Source organism: Enhygromyxa salina, assembly GCF_002994615.1.
GTDB classification, from domain to species: Bacteria; Myxococcota_A; Polyangia; order Nannocystales; family Nannocystaceae; genus Plesiocystis; species Plesiocystis salina_A.
The window spans coordinates 15,526-31,526 of record NZ_PVNK01000071.1; the positions used below are offsets into that span (position 1 = coordinate 15,526).

A 16,001-nucleotide genomic window follows, 5' to 3' on the forward strand; every position below is an offset into this window, starting at 1 on the left:
GACAGGTTCCAGCTCAGCCAGCAGCGGATGCGTCGGGCGCCGCCGCGGCGAGCTGCTCGGCGACGATCCGAGCGATGTCGCCAACGGTCCGAACCCCGCGCATCCGATCTTCCTCGATGCGGCGGCCCGTGAACTGTTGCAGCTTGGCCACGAGATCGAGGGCGTCGATGCTGTCGAGATCGAGATCCTCGAACACCGTCGACTCGGCGCGAATCTGTTGGGCATCGAGTTCGAACAGATCGGCGATGGTCGTGCTCACGTACGCGAGGATCTCGTCGTGGGTCATCCGGCCTTGGCCTTCTGGTCGAGGATGAAGGCCGCGAGGCTGCGGACGTTGTTGTAGACCTCGCGGTTCTGGTCGTCGTCCGACCCGGTCTTGACCCCGAAGCGCCGATGGATCGCCATCGCCAGCTCGAGGATGTCGATCGAGTCGAGACCCAAGCCGTCGCCGACGAGGGGCTCGGCGCTGTCGATGTCCTCGGGCGCAGTGTCCTCGAGCTTGAGTGCGTCGACGATCAACTGCTTGAGCTCGCGCTCGAGTTCGGTCTGAGAGTCGTTGGCGGCCGCTTCTCCGGACATGGCTGCGGAGGATGGTACGCACACCCTCCGCGACCGTCCAGCAAGCGATCTGGACTCGCTTGGCTAACTCGGGTCCACCAAGTGAGGTTGAATCGTTTCGATCAGCCCGGGCAAGGCCGCCTCGACGTTCTCACGGGCATTGGGGCGCAGCTTCTGGTACGCGCGCCGGACCCCGGGACGGGCACCGTCGATCTTGCGATCTGTAACCCCGAGCAGGGCCTCGGCCGCGCGCGAGCGATCCTCGGCGACCCGCCGCGCGAACACATCCGCGACGGCCGCATCCGACGCTTCGGCCACGCTCTCGTCGTAGATCGGCTGGAGTGATGCGGCGAAGTCGGGCAGCAGCTTGGTCACGACCTCGCGGATGAAGCCCGGCTTGACCCGGGTCACGACCGCGAACCCCGCCTTGACCGCTGCGCCGCCAAAGCCTCGCTTGCCCGCGACCTGGCGCTCGATCAGCGCGCAGCAGCCGTCGATGACGTGGGGCTTGACCTCGGGACGCGTGAGCTGATCGCACAAGCTGGTCATGCCCGGGCTGTACCTGCGCAGACGCGCGCCCGCAAGCCAGGCCAGACGCCCAGCGCGGGGAGGCCTGGACGCTCGGGACCACGGTTGCGACCATCTGCGCCATGGCTCGCTGCGCGCTCCGCCCGACCCGCTCTTCGAGGCGATTGCGCGGGCCCGTGGTCGCCCTCACCCTGGCCCTCGTCGGAGGCTGCAGCCCGCAGACCCCGCGAACGGCGCAAGACGATCCCGGTCCCGGGTCGAAGGCCGAGCCGACCGACACGATCACGACGCCCGAGACACCGACCATGGCCAGCCAAAGCCGGATCACCCTCGAGGACATCGCAACTTACCCGCTGCCTGGCACCGCGACCCCGGGCGCCCTGCGCTTCTCGCCCGACGGCCGATGGCTGACCTGGCTCGACAGCGCCGACGACAGCCTCAGCCGCGAGCTGTTCGCGCTCGAGCTGGCCGAGGCCGAGTCCGGCGAGCTGCGCCGGGTCGTCGAGCCGCCCGACGGAGGCGTGAGCGAAGACAAGCTCTCGCCTGAAGAGAAGCTCGCCCGCGAGCGCAAGCGCATGCGCGCGCTGGGCGTGACGAGCTACGCGTGGGCGCGCTTCGCCGATCGCCTGCTGATCCCGCTGACCGGCGAGGTCTGGGTCCAAGATGGTGTCGACGGCCAGCTGCGTCGGGTCGTGGCCAAGACCGAGGCCGACCCGCGCCCGGCCCTCAACCCGACCCTGTCACCCGACGGCCGCCAGGTCGCGTTCGTGCGCGGCGCGGAGCTGTGGGTGGTCGACGCCGATCCCGACCAGGCCGACAGCGAGCCGAGGCAGCTGACCAAGGGCGTCGAGCCCGGCAAGACCCGCGGCCTCCCCGAGTACATCGCGGCCGAAGAGATGGGCCGCCACAGCGGCTACTGGTGGGCGCCCGATGGCTCGGCCCTGGCCTTCGTCGAGGTCGACGAGACCCACATCCCGGGCTACCGCATCGTCCATCAAGGCAAGGACGAGGTCGGCGACGCGGCCCAGGAAGACCACGGCTATCCCTTCGCGGGGGCCGACAACGCGCGGGTTCGCCTGGGCGTGGTCCCGAGCCGGGGCGGGCCCGTGCGCTGGCTCGAGCTCGACGTCCCCGAGTGGACCGAGCGCGGGGGCCCCTGGACCCAAGACCCCGCCCGCGACATCTACCTGGCCCGGGTCGACTGGAAGCCCGACGGATCGCTGTGTGTCCAGGTCGAAGATCGCCGCCAGCAGGAGCTTCGCCTCCTGTGCTTCGAGGGCGCCAAGGGCCCGGCCAAGACCCTGATCCAAGAGCGCTCGGACGTCTGGATCAACCTCCACAACATGTTCAAGCCCCTCGAGCTCGACGAGGCCACGGCCGCGGCCCACCCCGAGCAAGTCGGCGGGTTCATCTGGGCCTCGGAGAGCTCCGGCTTCATGCACCTGTCGCTCCACGCCGCCGACGGCCACAAGCTCGCCCAGCTGACCTCCGGCGAGTGGATGGTCGAGGGCATCAGCGAGATCGACGAGGCCGGCCAGAAGCTGTGGTTCTCGGCGACCAAGGACGACCCCCGCGAGCGCCACTACTACGAGGTCGGCTTCGACGGCCAGGGCCTGCGCAAGCTGACCGAGGCCCCGGGCATGCACGGGCTCGCGATCGACCGTGACCACCGCTTCTACGTCGACGTGCACTCGAGCCCCGAGTCGCCGCCGACCGTCACCCTCCACCGGCTCGACGACGGCGCGCGCTTGCGGACCCTGCACCCGGCGAGCCCCGAGGACGTCGACCCCCGGGTCGCCAAGCTCGCGCTCGCGCCCCCCAAATTCGTCGAGCTCGACGCCGCCGACGGCCAGACCACCCTCTACGGCGCGCTCTACCAGCCCGATCCCGCGGTCCACGGCCCGGGCCCCTACCCGACCGTGATCAGCGTCTACGGCGGCCCCCACGCCCAGCGCGTCAACCGATCGTGGGGCGCGACCGTGGATCTGCGCGCGCAGTACCTCCGCGATCACGGCTACCTGGTGTTCAAGCTCGACAACCGCGGCGCGGCCCGGCGCGGGCTCGCGTTCGAGGGCGCGCTGCGCCACGACATGGGCAAGGTCGAGATCGAAGATCAGGTCGCGGGCGTCGAGTGGCTGGTCGCCCAGGGCCTGAGCGATCCCGAGCGCGTGGCGATCTACGGCTGGAGCTACGGCGGCTACATGGCCGCGATGGCCCTGGCCCGCGCGCCGAAGACCTTCGCGGTCGGCATCGCGGGCGCGCCGGTGACCCACTGGGACGGCTACGACACCCACTACACCGAGCGCTACATGGGCCTGCCGCAGGAGAACCCCGAGGGCTACGCGCGCTCGAGCGTGATGGCCCACGTCGACGCCATCGAGGGCAAGCTCCTGCTCGTCCACGGGCTGATCGACGAGAACGTCCACTTCCGCCACACGGCGCGGCTGATCAACGCGCTGATCGGCGCCGGCAAGGTCTACGAGCTCCAACTCTACCCCGACGAGCGGCACATGCCGCGCAAGCTCGAGGATCGCGTGTACATGGAGCGCCGGATCTTCGAGTTTCTGACCAACAACCTCTAGCGAGCACACGTCGACGGTGGTCAAGTACGTCCTCAAGAGCGCCTCGCCGCCCAAGCCGAAGTTCGACCTCACGCGCGAGCTCAACCCGCAGCAGCGCGCGGTCGTCGAGGCGCCCGCGGCCAAGATCCTGGTTTTGGCCGGGGCCGGGACCGGCAAGACCCGGACGCTGACCTACCGGGTCGCGCGGCTCGTCGCCGGGGGCTGCCCGCCCGAGCGCATCATGCTCGTGACCTTCACCAACCGGGCCGCGCGCGAGATGGTCAGCCGGGTCGAGAACCTGCTCGGGATCGACATGCGCCGGAGCGCGGCCGGGACCTTCCACCACGTCGGCAACCGGATCTTGCGCCGCCACGGCGAGGCCCTCGGGCTCGGCAGCGACTTTGGCATCCTCGATCCCGAGGACGCCCGCGACCTCATGACCTCGGTCATCCAGGAGCTCGGGATGCCGGTCCTGACGACCAAGCGCTTCCCCAACGCCAAGATCCTGATCAAGATCGCCTCGCAGGCGACGGGGATGCTGGCCACGGTCGGCTCGGTCGTCGAGCGCCGCTTCCTCAAGTTCCTCGACATGCTCGAGCCGATCAAGGAGGTCGTGGCCAACTTCGCCGAGCGCAAGCGCAGGCTCAACTGCGTCGACTTCGACGACCTCCTCGCGCTGTGGCTCGAGCTCCTGCGCAACCCCAAGCACCGCGAGATCGCCGAGCGCCTGCGCAGCGGCTGGCAGCACCTGCTCGTCGACGAGTACCAGGACATCAACGCCCTCCAGGGCGCGCTGATCGACGAGATGGCCCAGGTCCACCAGAGCCTGACCTGCGTCGGCGACGACGCCCAGTCGATCTACTCGTTTCGCGGGGCCGACTTCGCCCAGATCCACGACTTTCGCATTCGCCACCGCGACGCCCAGGTCCTGCCGCTGACGATCAACTATCGCTCGACGCCAGAGATCCTCGCCCTCGCCAACCGCTCGATCGCCGTCAACCGGCTCCAGCATCCCAAGCAGCTCCAGGCCGTGCGCCCGCCGGGCATGCTGCCCGCGCTGATCCCCCTGCGCGACACCATGCAGCAGGCCGAGCTCGTGGCCCAGCGCGTGCTCGAGCTCCACCACGACCAGAACCTGCCCCTGCGCAAGATGGCGGTCCTGTACCGCAACCACGCCCACTCCCTCGAGCTTCAGGTCGAGCTCACCCGGCGCGGGATCCCCTTCGCCGTGCGCTCGGGCCTGCGCTTCTTCGAGCAGGCCCACATCAAGGACGTCGTCGCCTACCTGCGCGCGCGCGAGAACCCCCGCGACGCCCTCGCGTGGCTGCGCTTGCTCCGGCTGTGGCCCGGCGTCGGCAACCGCACCGCCGAGCGCGTCGCCGGGGTCCTGTCCGGCGAGCTCGACGCCCACGGCCAGCCAGACCAGCCAGACTTATCCGCCGCCGGCGCGGCGACCCAGGCGCCCGCGGGGGCGACCATCCCCGAGCTGCTCGCGCGCGAGGCCGAGCACGCCCGCGGGCGGGCCAAGGACGCCCTCGCCAAGCTCGCCGGGCTGTTCGAGAAGCTCAGCGACGGCGCCGAGCGCAGCCCCGGCCGCGCGATTCGCCTGATCGTCGCCGACCACTACCGCGACTACGCCGACCGCACCTTCACCAACGCCGACGCCCGCAAGGAAGACCTCGACAACCTCGCAACCTTTGCCGAGCGCTGGCCCGAGGCCGGCGAGTTCCTCAGCGAGCTCGCCCTGGTCCAGGGCATGACGGCCGAGAACGTCGTCGTTGGCGAGGAGCCCGACGACAAGCTGGTCCTATCGACGATCCACCAGGCCAAGGGCCTCGAGTGGCCGATCGTGTTCGTGCTGTGGCTGGCCGAGGGCCGGTTTCCAACCGCGCAGTCGCTGCGCAGCGCGAGCGAGCTCGAGGAGGAGCGGCGCCTGTTCTACGTCGCGGCCACCCGCGCCGCCGACGAGCTCTACATGCTCTATCCGACCATCGAGGAGGGCCGGGACGGCCCCTCCAAGCTCCTGCGCCCGAGCCGCTTCGTGGCCGAGATCGAGCACCAGCCCGCGGTCTTCGAGCGCTGGGAGATCGAGGAGGTCCCCCGCGATGACTGACAGGCGAGCCCAACACATGAGAGCGAACGACCGGCCGTGCGTGGCAAAGTCGAAAGTCCCCAGGGGGGTCTAAACACACGAGCCCCCTTCTAGGGGGCCACGGAGCCCATGGCGAAGCTCATACCAGCCCACCGAGAGAGGGAGCGCAGCGGCCGTGCGTGGCAAAGTCGAAGGTGCCCAGGGGGGTCTAAACACACGAGCCCCCTTCCAGGGGGCCACGGAGGCCATGGCGAAGCTCATACCAGCCCACCGAGAGAGGGAGCGCAGCGACCGAACGACCGGCCGCGCAGCGGCCGTGCGTGGCAAAGTCGAAGGTGCCCAGGGGGGTCAAAACACACGAGCCCCCTTCTAGGGGGCCACGGAGCCCATGGCGAAGCTCATACCAGCCCACCGAGAGAGGGAGCGCAGCGACCGAACGACCGGCCGCGCAGCGGCCGTGCGTGGCAAAGTCGAAGGTGCCCAGGGGGGTCTAAACACACGAGCCCCCTTCTAGGGGGCCACGGAGCCCATGGCGAAGCTCATACCAGCCCACCGAGAGAGGGAGCGCAGCGACCGAACGACCGGCCGCGCAGCGGCCGTGCGTGGCAAAGTCTAAAGTCCCCAGGGGGGTCTAAAGTAGTGCCCAGGGGGGTCTAAAATAGCCCCCTTCTAGGGGGCCACGGAGGCCATGGCGAAGCTCATACCAGCCCACCGAGAGAGGGAGCGCAGCGACCGAACGACCGGCCGCGCAGCGGCCGTGCGTGGCAAAGTCGAAAGTGCCCAGGGGGGTCTAAAATAGCCCCCAGGGGGGGTCAAAAGAATTTGCGTGGGACGTGAGTTGGCGGCGCTACCATTCAGACTGGGAGCGCTCCCCTCCGCCCCGGACTTAGTGTAACCTAAACACTAATGGAGCGCCGAGTCGGCCGACTCCAGGAGAAAGCGAGATCCCCCCATGCCCGTCCTCGATCCCTCCGCGCTCGTCGAAGAGCGCGTATCCGCCATTCGCCGGTTTCACGACCAGGTCGGCACCAAGCGCGCCGAGCTCGATCTGAGCGGCGGCGTCGACTCGGCCGTGGTCCTCGGCTTGCTCGCGCGCGCGCTCGGCCCCGACAAGGTCACCACGGTCTACTCCTCGATCCACTCGTCGGACGACTCGCGGGCCCGCGCGCGCGAGGCCGCCCACGCCTGCGGCGTGCCGCTGGTCGAGATCGACCTGAGCGAGAGCTTCGACCAGCTCATCGACGGGATGCGCGCCGCGCTGATCGCCGTGGGCCACGACGCCGACGAGATCGACGCCCGCGTTCGCAAGGATCCGACGATCCTCGGCTCGATCCGCTCCTGCGTTCGGGCCCCGGTCGGGCGCGGCTTCAACCGCCTCAGCGGCGGCGGCATCCGCCACGGGACCGGCAACGAGTGCGAGGATCGCTGGCTGCGCTTCTACCAAAAGGGCGGCGACGGCGAGGTCGACACCAACCCGATCGCCATGCTCGCCAAGGGCGAGGTCTACCAGCTCGCCAAGGCCCTCGAGATCCCGCGCTCGGTCATCGACGCCCTGCCCTCCCCCGATCTCCACGGCGTCGGTGAAGCCCACAGCGACGAGGCCGAGATCCGCGCGCTGAGCGGGGTCGACTGGACCTACAGCCGCATCGACTGGGACACCGGCGAGTACACCCGGGTCGGCACGATCGAGATCGCCTCGCGCTTCCTCGACCACCACCCCGAACTCCTGCGCGACGGCGAGCTGCCCGAGTCCGAGCTCGAGACCCTGGCCAAGGCCGCGACCCCGCTGTTCGGCCGCCGCCAGGCCGTGGTCGCGACCTTCTTGGAGTCCGCGCGCTCGCTCGAGCGGATGACCCGGCACAAGGCCAACCCCAACTGTCCCTCGCTCGGTGAGCGGGCCGAGCTCGTCCATCGCCACATCCTGACCAACGACCTGCCCACGGTCTGAGCTCGCGTCCGCAGCCGAGCTCTCAAAGCGCTCGCGCTGACCGCCGGGTTCGGCAGCCAGCGCGAGCGCCACTCGTCGTGGACGGCGGTCCTACTCGGCGTCCGCTGCGTCGTTGGGCCTGCCGATCTTCAGGCCGAGCACGAACCAGCCGAGGGCGAGGATGCCGACCGCGAAGACCGTGTCGCCGACGACTCGCAGCCAACGCAGCACCTCCATGTGGCTCGTCTGCATGAACTCGGCCGAGCGGGCGTACCACAGGCCGTGCTCGACGCTCGCCCAGGTCTGGAGGAGGCCGATCGGCAAGAGCGAGAGCAGGACCATCAACGCCAGGCCGATGTTGAGCGACCAGAACGCGACGGCCAGGGCCTTGGTGTTCCAGGGCCTCCGGGCCGCGAAGCCCTTGAGGCAAAACAGCATGAGCCCGATGCCGAGCATGCCGTAGACGCCGAACAGCGCCGTGTGTCCGTGCACGGGCGTCGTATTGAGGCCCTGCATGTAGTAGAGGGCAATCGGCGGGTTGATGAGGAAGCCGAACACACCCGCGCCGACGAGGTTCCAAAACGCGACCGCGACGAAGAAGTAGATCGGCCACTTGTAGGCGGCGATCCACGGCCGCGCCTTGGTGAGGCTCATGTTCTCGTAGGCCTCGAAGCCGATCAGCACCAGGGGCACGACCTCGAGGGCGCTGAAGGTCGCCCCGAGCGCGAGGACCGGCGTCGGCGTGCCCGTAAAGTAGAGGTGATGAAAGGTGCCGAGGATGCCGCCGGTGAGGAAGACGGTGCCCGAGAACAGCACCGCAGCGGTCGCCGTCGTGGTCCGCAGCAAGCCCATCCGCGTGAACAAGAACGCGATCACCACCGTGGCGAAGACCTCGAAGAAGCCCTCGACCCACAGGTGCACCACCCACCAGCGCCAGTACTCGGCGATCGCGAGGTTGGTCTGGCGGCCCCACATGATCCCGGCGCCGTAGAACAGGCCGATGGCCGCGGAGGCGATCAGGAACATGCCGAGCAAGCTCTTGTGCTCGCCAGGCTGGCGAAACGCCGGCCAGATCGCGCGCAGGACCAGGCCCAGCCACAAGAACAGACCGACGAGCAGGAACAGCTGCCAAAAGCGGCCGAGATCGACGTACTCGTAGCCCTGGTGACCGAACCAGAAGTTGGCCTCGAGGCCCATCTGCTGGCGGGTGCCGTACCAGGTCCCGAACATCGAGCCGACGACGATGATCAGCAGGCACACGAACAAGAGGTTGACGCCGAGGCGCTGGCCCCTGGGCTCGAAGCCGGAGACCGCCGGGGCGATGTACAGGCCCGTAGCGAGCCAGGCCGTCGCGATCCAGAAGATGCCGAGCTGCGTGTGCCAGGTCCGGGTCACGGCGTAGGGCAGCCACTTTGCGAGCGGGATGCCATAGAAGGCCTCGCCCTCGACGCCATAGTGCGCGGTTACGGCCCCGAGCCCGACCTGCGCGACGAACAGCGCGGTGACGACCCAAAAATACTTGAAGGTGGCGCGCATCGAGGGCGTGGGCGACAGCGAGAGCAAGGGGTCGCGAGCCGGAGGCTCGTGGGCATCGTCGCCCTCGCGGCCCCGCGCGGCGGCGTGATACCAGACGAGCCCGCCGATGCCCGCGATCAGCAACACCACGCTCAACAGCGACCAGACCACGATCGGGGCGCTCGGCTCGTTGTCGATGAGCGGCTCCGCGGGCCAGTTGTTGGTGTAGGTCGGGCGCTCGACGGTCCGGCCGAGGACGCCCTCGCCCGCCGGGGCGCCGGGGCGCTCGGTCGTGCAGGCCCACGCGGCCCAGAAAAAGAAGGTCTGGAGCTGCCGCTGGCGCTCGACGTCGCTGACCGTATTGGTTGCGATCGCATAGGCGTCGCGGAGCTCGGGCGGAGACATGCCGCCGTCAGCGAGGAATTGAAGGTCGGCCGGGAACTCCTGCGCGTCGCCGAAGATCGCCGTGTAGTAGCGTGAGAGGGCGTCGATCGCCCGGGCGCGCGCCTCGGACACGACGATCTGGTCGGCGTCCGGGTCGAAGGTGTTGGCCCGCAGCTCGCGCTCGAGCCGCTCTTCGAGCAGGTTTTGCTGATCCGGCTCGAGCTCGGCGAAGGGCCGGCCGTAGCCCTCGCGGGCCCACTCGTGGAGCAAGAACAGACCCTCGCGGTGGAGCCAGTCGGCGGACCAGTCCGGGGCCACGTAGGCACCGTGTCCCCAGATACTGCCGAGCTGCTGACCGCCGGTCGACTGCCAGACGTTCTGGCCGTCCTTGATGTCCTGGCCGGTGAACAGGACCTCACCGTCGGTGGTGACGACCCGGTCCGGGACCGGCGGCGCCTGGCGGTAGATCTCGACGCCGTAGTAGCCGAGCACCGCAAACGATGCGACGACGACCAGGATAAACCCCAACCACAGTCCTTTGTACTGCATAAAACGCCCTCCTTCGGCCGCTAGGGCCCATTTGTGCGGCAGGCCTAATCCTGCATGTCCACATGTACTATTGGAGGACCCTGGAAATGTCAACTCCGAGGTGTAGGATTTCGAAGGCGCAAGAGATGCTCTCCAAAACGGCGGAATATGCGTTGCGAGCGACGGTGTGGCTCGCGCGGGAACCTGGGAAGACCGAGCCGGCCGCGCGGCTGGCGAGTTGCATCCGGGTACCCCGGCGATACCTGCACAAGGTGCTTCAAGATCTGGTCGCGGCGGGGCTCGTGCACTCGCGGCCCGGTCCGGGCGGCGGCTACACGCTCAGCCACGATCCTGCTGAAATCAGCATCCTCGACGTGGTCAACGCGGTCGAGCCAATTCCGCGGATCCACGACTGCCCGCTGGGCCTGTCGACCCACACGAGCCTGTGTCCGCTGCATCAGGCGCTGGATCAGAGCTACGCCGCGATGGAGGAGTCGCTCGGGAAGGTCAGCGTCGCGGACCTGCTCCACCAGCCCAGCCGGGTCCCGCCCCTCGTCGAGATCACGAAGACCAGGTCCAAGCGGACGACGACCTCCAAGTCCTGATCCACGCCACGCCTCGACGCGAGGCCCCAGCGGCTTCAGTTCTCTTTGTCGTCGTCTTCGATCTCGACACGCTCGGCGCTGACGCGGATGATCCGGGTCGCGTCGGCGGCCAGGATCTTGAAGCGCACGCCCTCCCACACGAACACGGACCCGGCGATCGGCATCTGCCCAGCGAGGCGCGTGAGCAGATCGCCGACGCTGTCGACCCCGTCGATGTCCTCGAAGTCGACGTTGAGCGCCTCTTCGGCCGTGTGGAGGCTGGCCTGCCCGTCGAGGTACTTGACGCCGCTGTCGAGCGGAGCAAACAGCGGCGCGCGGTCGGACTCGTCGAAGATCTGACCGACGAGCTGCTCGATCACGTCCTCGAGGGTCACGACCCCGACCGTGTCACCCGCGTCGTCGACGACGATCGCGAGGTGGACGCGCTGCTCCTTGAAGCGGCGGAGCAGATCGTGGATCAGCAGGCTCTCGCTGACGAAGAAGGGCGGGCGCAGCAGCTTCTCGATCCGCTCGAAGTTGCTGCTCTCGCTGCTCGGCGGCGCGTCGTCGAGCCCGACGATCTGCTTGATGTGGAGGATCCCACGGACGTTGTCGAGGTTGCCCGCGTAGACCGGAAGCCGGCTGTGGCCGGTCGCGTGGGCGACCCGCTTGATCTTCTCGACCTCCCAGTCGAGGTCGACCCCAACCACACGATCGAGGGGGACCATGATGTCGCGGACGATCTTCTCTTCGAAGCGAAACACCTGCTGGAGGAGCTCGGCCTGCTCGGCCGGGATCGTGCCTTCACGCTCGGCGACCTTGACGAGGTAGCCGATCTCGCCCGAGGTCACGCGGTGGCCGCTGTCCTCGTCGGAGTCCGAGACCCTGCGGATGATCAGCCGAGTCACCTTCGACAGCGACCACACGAGCGGGTAGCTGAGCCACGCGAGGGCGTTGAGGACCGTGAGCACCGGGAGCGTGACCCGGCGGCTGTAGAGCTTGCCGAGCGCCTTGGGCACGATCTCGCCGAACAAGAGCAAGAACCCGGTGGTGATGACGACCGCGAGCGGGACGGCCCACGAGGCCCGCGCCGTCCCCTCGAGGTGGCGGATCGCCAGCGCCGTCGCGGTCGCGCCCATCAAGGTGTTGGTGATGTTGTTGCCGAGCAGGATCGTCGACAGCACCATCACCGGGCGGTCGACCCACCAGGCGAGCAGCTTGCCCTCGCGGCCCCCCTCTTCCTTGGCTCGGCGCGCTCGGCGATCACCGTAGCTGGTGATCGCCGTCTCGCTACCCGAGAAGAACATGCTCCCGCCGAGGCACAGCACGAAGACGAGGAGCGACAGCGTGTCCGCGTCAGTCATCGCCTGTCTTGCGCCGAGTCCAGCAACTGCGGAGCGACCGCCGAAGTCGGCTCTAGAGGAGGGTCTCCTTGCACTGGGCCCTCGACTTTATCACGCCCGGCCGCGGACGGCTCAGCCCCCCGCGTCGCAGCGGGGGTGCGGCCTCGGGTCTCGGGGGCGATGAGAACCGTCCCCCGGCTGCCGGGCGCGCTGGCCTCGTCCGCCAGGGCGCCGGGCTCGGGCGCGAGGATATGCGCCGCGCGGGCCCCCGCGAGTGCCGCGAGCGCCTCCTCGACCTTGGGGATCATGCCCCCGCGGATCGTGCCCTCGGCGATCGCAGCTCGGGCCTCGGCGGCGCTCAGCCTCGGGATCCGCGTGCTCGGATCGGCGCGATCGCGCAGGACGCCCGGGACCGAGGTGAACGCAAACAGGTGATCAGCCCCGAGCGCGGCGGCCAGCGCCGCCGCGACGGTGTCGGCGTTGACGTTGAACAGCAGCGGCTCTTTGGCCTCCGACCCGACCCCGATCGGTGAGAGCACCGGGGTCAGCCCGGCCGACCAACAGGCCTCGATCGCGCGCAGATCGACCCTGGTGACGTCTCCGACCAGGCCGTAGTCCACGAGCTCGCCGTCCTCGCCAACTGGGACTGGCGGCCGACGACGGGCGTGGACAACCCCGGCCGAGAGCCCGACCGCGGCCAGGCCCGACGCCCAGGCCCCGGCGACCACGGCACAGCCGACCTCGCCCGCGATCGCCTGCGAGACCACTCGCAAGGTCCGCTCGTCCGTCACCCGCTGACCCGCGATCTTTTTAGCTTCGATACCCAGGGCGCGACCGAGGGCGCTCGCCTGGGGACCCCCGCCGTGGCACAGCACGAAGCGCCAGCCTTCTTCGACCAGCGCCGCGACGTCAGTCAGGACATGGGCGAGCTGCTCGGCGCGCCCGACGACCTCACCGCCAAACTTGATGACCGAGAGCACTGGCGTCTTGTCCGCTGGAGGTGTCGTTGCCACCGCTTTCCTTCCCAACCGCGCAAACCCGTACGCAGCAATTGCTACCCGGGAGGCTGGCCGCGCGCATCTATCACGGACGCGGCCGGGCCTACACTGGGCACCCATGTGAGTGGACGCGCGCCCCGCCTGCCGAGAAGTCGACTGAGAACTCATTAAACGATGTTCTCACCCGAAGACCGGACACATTGGGTCAGGATGGGACATGCGCAACACCCGCAACTCTCTCGGGACCCCTGACCGCGACATGGATGTCAGAGTGCGCCCGCGCCGTCCGCCGCTTTGTCGGACATCCGCGTCATACCTAGGCCAAGCCTCGACGGAGCCAAGCCCGCGCGATCGATCGCTCATGAGTATTTTCAAGCACTTAGAGAGATGGCCCATATGATGCACAAGGGGTTGAGCGTCTCGAGAGTACGGCCTGACTTACTGACTCTCTGTCCTTGACCTACTTGACCTTTTCCTTCCCTGACCTGACTTGACCTGACCTGACCTACTCAGCTTGCTCTTACGCTCCTTGGCCTGAGACCTTACCTAACCTCGAAGGCCTAGCTTACGACTTCACTTGAACTTGACCCATTTGACCTGAGCTTTACCGCCGCCCGAGACACCTAACTTACTCCGCTGACTTGCTTGCCGCCTTCACTTAGCCGCCTTCACTTAGCCGCCTTCGCTTACTTCTTTGGCCTCCAACTGCTCTGCTTGATCTAACTTCTTGATCTAGCTTCGCGCTAACCGCGCCTCGAATTTCCATAGGTCGGTGCTGATATTTTGCCCAGGACGGTTTGGTCCCCGTCCTGGGCTCTGTGTTTAAGCCCTCAGTGCGCGTGGTCCTCGGGCTCGGGCACGCGATCGGCCAGGCGCCAGAGTCGAGCCGCGCTCGTCCGGCCCTCGACGCCCTCGAACTGCTCTTGATCCGTCGCGCAGGCCGGCTCGGGCAGACGTCGCGGATCGATGACCACGTGCCCGCGCAAGGCACAGGCCTCACCGTGCGGCATGGTGTGGATCGCCGGAGCCCAGCCGTGCTCGAACACCCGGTCGAGATCGACGCGAAGTCGACCGCGACATCGAGGACAGGGTGTCAGCTGACCGTGTTCAGTCCGGGCGAGGGTGACGAGGGGATCTCGCCCGCGATGCTCGGCCCGCACCGACCGCCACCAGCTCGGGTCGAAGCGATAGCCGAGCTCGACGGGATCGGGCGGCAGCAGGCCCTCCTGCGCCAGCCACCAGGCCGCGAGGTAGTAGGCCGGAGACATGCCCTCGGCCCGGTCGCGCGACTCGATCATCAGGGCCGGACGATCAAAGTGGGGATCGAGGCCCCAGGCGCGCTCGAGCTGGGTGCGGCTCGGGCCCGCGAGGTGAAAGAAGCGGTGGCCCAGGACCACGCGGCTGAGCCGATCGGCGAACACGAACAGCACGTTGGCGAGCTTGGCCCACGGGTTGACCGAGGCCTCGCAGACCTTGATGCGATCACACTTGAGCCGCCCGTCAGCGCGCTGCCACACGCTGATCAGCTTGATCTCGATGCGGCCCTCCCAGTCGGGCACGGGGACCGAATCGTGGGCGTCGAGGCCGAAGTGCCACTGCAGCGCGTTGCCGTGGCGCCCGCGCCCGCGGGCCTCGACCAGGGCCTCGGCCGCGGGCCCGAGCGGGAGCCCGCGCGCGGCCTCGGCCAAGAGCTCGAGGTGACGGCACCGACGCAAGACCGCGTCGCGGCGCAGCGGCGGGTGTCGCAGCGGCAGCCGCACGACCGACGCTAGTCCTTCTTGGCGTCCTTCTCGGCGCCCTTCTCGGCGCCCTTCCTGTCGCCCTTCCTGTCGCCCTTCCTGTCGCCCTTGTCGGCCTTGTCGTCCTTCTTCCTACCCTTTTGCTCGGCACAGCCGGCGTTGAAAGACACGAGGGACAGGGCGAGGACGAGGTACGAGAGCTTGGACATGGGGATCTCCGTCAGCCCAACCCTGCAACGGAGCGAAGCGCCGGGTCAAGCTGGCTGGCGGCTCGAGCTGGCGGCGAGCTCGTCGTCACAGCGAGGACGACGACGCGGACGACGCCTCGATCGGGACCGGGCGGCCGGCGTCGTCGATCGCCACGTACACGACCTCGGCCTTGGTGACCTCGACGCTGCGCTTGGTGTCGGTCGGCCGATGGGCGACGACCCGCACGCAGACCGTGACCGAAGTCCGGCCGACCCGAAGGATCTCGGCGTAACAGCTGACGATGTCACCGACGCGGACCGGCTGCGAGAACACGACTTCGCGCATCGCGACCGTGACGACCCGGCCGATCCCGAGCCGGTGGGCGCCGATCGCCCCGGCCTGATCGATGAGGCTGAGGATCTTGCCGCCAAAGATTGTCCCGTGGGCGTTGGTGTCCGCGGGCATCATGCACACGCGGATCGCGGGGTGGGGATCGGGCTCGACGTTCGACGCGGTCACGAGCGCACAGTAGATCCAAGTCGCGGGCGAGGCCATCGCCAGTGGCCCGGCCGCAGCCCCCTCAGCCGGCCCCGACCGCGCGCAGGATCGTCTCGCGGATCGTCTTGGCGTCGGCGTAGTCGGGGCAGTAGTAGAGGCCGGGGTCCCTGGCCGAGAGGGCCCGGAAGCGCTTGTCCTCGGCGCCGAAGTCGTAAGACAAGATCGCCGGTCGGCGGCAGCCCGCGTCGCGCAGCGCCCGGAGGATGAACAGGCCCTGGTTGTCCTGCTGAAAGCGCCGCGCCCGGCGAATGTCGCCGTTGAAGCGCCCGGTCAGCTGGACCATGTCGCCGAGCAGCTCCTCGATCGGCGTCCGATCGAAGCGCATGTCGAGGAACACCACGTCGGGCTCGTCGGCGGCGATCATCTCGCACGCCCGGCCGCCGCTCTTGGCCTGACGGTACTCGATGCCCTCGGCCACGAAGGTCGTGAGGTTGGTGATGTATTCGTCGCCGTCTTCGACGACGAGCACGCGAATTTGACGTTGTTGGCTGTCCATC

At 68.6% G+C, this 16,001-nt stretch carries 14 protein-coding genes; 4 read left to right on the forward strand and 10 right to left on the reverse strand.

Features of this window, described 5'->3' with window-relative positions:
* Window positions 1-13 precede the first annotated feature (13 nt).
* The 3 genes from ENSA5_RS06700 to ENSA5_RS06710 all read right to left on the reverse strand — a co-directional run bounded on the left by ENSA5_RS06700 (window position 14) and on the right by ENSA5_RS06710 (window position 1,107).
* The gene (locus tag ENSA5_RS06700; protein WP_106390795.1) at window positions 14-286 is read right to left on the reverse strand and encodes an acyl carrier protein; all 273 of its coding nucleotides are present in this window, start codon (window positions 284-286) and stop codon (window positions 14-16) included.
* Entirely contained in the window at window positions 283-579 is a 297-nt protein-coding gene (locus ENSA5_RS06705) for a phosphopantetheine-binding protein (protein WP_106390796.1), read from the reverse strand. The genes ENSA5_RS06700 and ENSA5_RS06705 overlap by 4 nt, the downstream gene beginning before the upstream one ends.
* Window positions 580-642: 63 nt before the next feature.
* Window positions 643-1,107: a DUF6918 family protein gene (locus tag ENSA5_RS06710; RefSeq protein WP_106390797.1), complete on the reverse strand. Its 465-nt coding sequence runs from the start codon at window positions 1,105-1,107 to the stop codon at window positions 643-645.
* Between the two features lie 155 nt (window positions 1,108-1,262).
* Here ENSA5_RS06710 and ENSA5_RS06715 point away from each other — a divergent pair, with 155 nt between their 5' ends.
* The 3 genes from ENSA5_RS06715 (at window position 1,263) to nadE (ending at window position 7,687) form a co-directional block, all read left to right on the forward strand.
* Window positions 1,263-3,668 (forward strand): S9 family peptidase, encoded by a 2,406-nt coding sequence (locus tag ENSA5_RS06715; protein ID WP_258182765.1) that lies wholly within the window; start codon window positions 1,263-1,265, stop codon window positions 3,666-3,668.
* A gap of 16 nt (window positions 3,669-3,684) precedes the next feature.
* Window positions 3,685-5,760, forward strand: a complete 2,076-nt coding sequence (locus tag ENSA5_RS06720) for an ATP-dependent helicase (protein WP_106390799.1) — start codon at window positions 3,685-3,687, stop codon at window positions 5,758-5,760.
* 931 nt (window positions 5,761-6,691) lie between these two features.
* Complete coding sequence (nadE, locus tag ENSA5_RS06725) at window positions 6,692-7,687, forward strand: NAD(+) synthase (protein ID WP_106390800.1); 996 nt, start codon at window positions 6,692-6,694, stop codon at window positions 7,685-7,687.
* Window positions 7,688-7,777: 90 nt separating this feature from the next.
* On the opposite strand, the gene ENSA5_RS06730 is transcribed toward nadE, so the two are convergent.
* Window positions 7,778-10,114, reverse strand: coding sequence for a nitric-oxide reductase large subunit (locus ENSA5_RS06730; protein ID WP_106390801.1), 2,337 nt, complete (start codon window positions 10,112-10,114; stop codon window positions 7,778-7,780).
* Between the two features lie 125 nt (window positions 10,115-10,239).
* Here ENSA5_RS06730 and ENSA5_RS06735 point away from each other — a divergent pair, with 125 nt between their 5' ends.
* On the forward strand, window positions 10,240-10,698 hold the full coding sequence (locus tag ENSA5_RS06735) for an RrF2 family transcriptional regulator (RefSeq protein WP_106390802.1): 459 nt from the start codon (window positions 10,240-10,242) through the stop codon (window positions 10,696-10,698).
* A 35-nt stretch (window positions 10,699-10,733) separates the two neighbouring features.
* Here the strand turns inward: ENSA5_RS06735 and ENSA5_RS06740 are convergent, their stop codons facing one another.
* The 6 genes from ENSA5_RS06740 to ENSA5_RS06765 form a co-directional block, all read right to left on the reverse strand.
* Window positions 10,734-12,041 (reverse strand): hemolysin family protein, encoded by a 1,308-nt coding sequence (locus tag ENSA5_RS06740; protein WP_106390803.1) that lies wholly within the window; start codon window positions 12,039-12,041, stop codon window positions 10,734-10,736.
* A complete protein-coding gene (gene argB, locus ENSA5_RS06745; RefSeq protein ID WP_258182766.1) occupies window positions 12,038-13,033 on the reverse strand; it encodes an acetylglutamate kinase in 996 nt (331 codons plus the stop codon). Before argB ends, ENSA5_RS06740 begins: the two co-directional genes overlap by 4 nt.
* Window positions 13,034-13,848: 815 nt before the next feature.
* Entirely contained in the window at window positions 13,849-14,778 is a 930-nt protein-coding gene (locus tag ENSA5_RS06750; protein ID WP_106390805.1) for a hypothetical protein, read from the reverse strand.
* 8 nt (window positions 14,779-14,786) lie between these two features.
* Complete coding sequence (locus tag ENSA5_RS06755; protein WP_106390806.1) at window positions 14,787-14,966, reverse strand: hypothetical protein; 180 nt, start codon at window positions 14,964-14,966, stop codon at window positions 14,787-14,789.
* A gap of 85 nt (window positions 14,967-15,051) precedes the next feature.
* Window positions 15,052-15,465, reverse strand: a complete 414-nt coding sequence (locus ENSA5_RS06760) for an acyl-CoA thioesterase (protein WP_258182767.1) — start codon at window positions 15,463-15,465, stop codon at window positions 15,052-15,054.
* A 61-nt stretch (window positions 15,466-15,526) separates the two neighbouring features.
* Window positions 15,527-16,000, reverse strand: a complete 474-nt coding sequence (locus tag ENSA5_RS06765; RefSeq protein WP_106390808.1) for a response regulator — start codon at window positions 15,998-16,000, stop codon at window positions 15,527-15,529.
* Between the last annotated feature and the right edge of the window lies 1 nt (window position 16,001).

Excerpts from the sequence above, each read along its gene's own strand:
- ENSA5_RS06765 (WP_106390808.1), bottom strand. The coding sequence starts at position 16,000 with ATGGACAGCCAACAACGTCAAATTCGCGTGCTCGTCGTCGAAGACGGC.
- ENSA5_RS06735 (WP_106390802.1), top strand. The coding sequence starts at position 10,240 with ATGCTCTCCAAAACGGCGGAATATGCGTTGCGAGCGACGGTGTGGCTC.
- ENSA5_RS06740 (WP_106390803.1), bottom strand. The coding sequence starts at position 12,041 with ATGACTGACGCGGACACGCTGTCGCTCCTCGTCTTCGTGCTGTGCCTC.
- ENSA5_RS06755 (WP_106390806.1), bottom strand. The coding sequence starts at position 14,966 with ATGTCCAAGCTCTCGTACCTCGTCCTCGCCCTGTCCCTCGTGTCTTTC.
- ENSA5_RS06710 (WP_106390797.1), bottom strand. The coding sequence starts at position 1,107 with ATGACCAGCTTGTGCGATCAGCTCACGCGTCCCGAGGTCAAGCCCCAC.
- nadE (WP_106390800.1), top strand. The coding sequence starts at position 6,692 with ATGCCCGTCCTCGATCCCTCCGCGCTCGTCGAAGAGCGCGTATCCGCC.
- ENSA5_RS06700 (WP_106390795.1), bottom strand. The coding sequence starts at position 286 with ATGACCCACGACGAGATCCTCGCGTACGTGAGCACGACCATCGCCGAT.
- ENSA5_RS06705 (WP_106390796.1), bottom strand. The coding sequence starts at position 579 with ATGTCCGGAGAAGCGGCCGCCAACGACTCTCAGACCGAACTCGAGCGC.
- ENSA5_RS06730 (WP_106390801.1), bottom strand. The coding sequence starts at position 10,114 with ATGCAGTACAAAGGACTGTGGTTGGGGTTTATCCTGGTCGTCGTCGCA.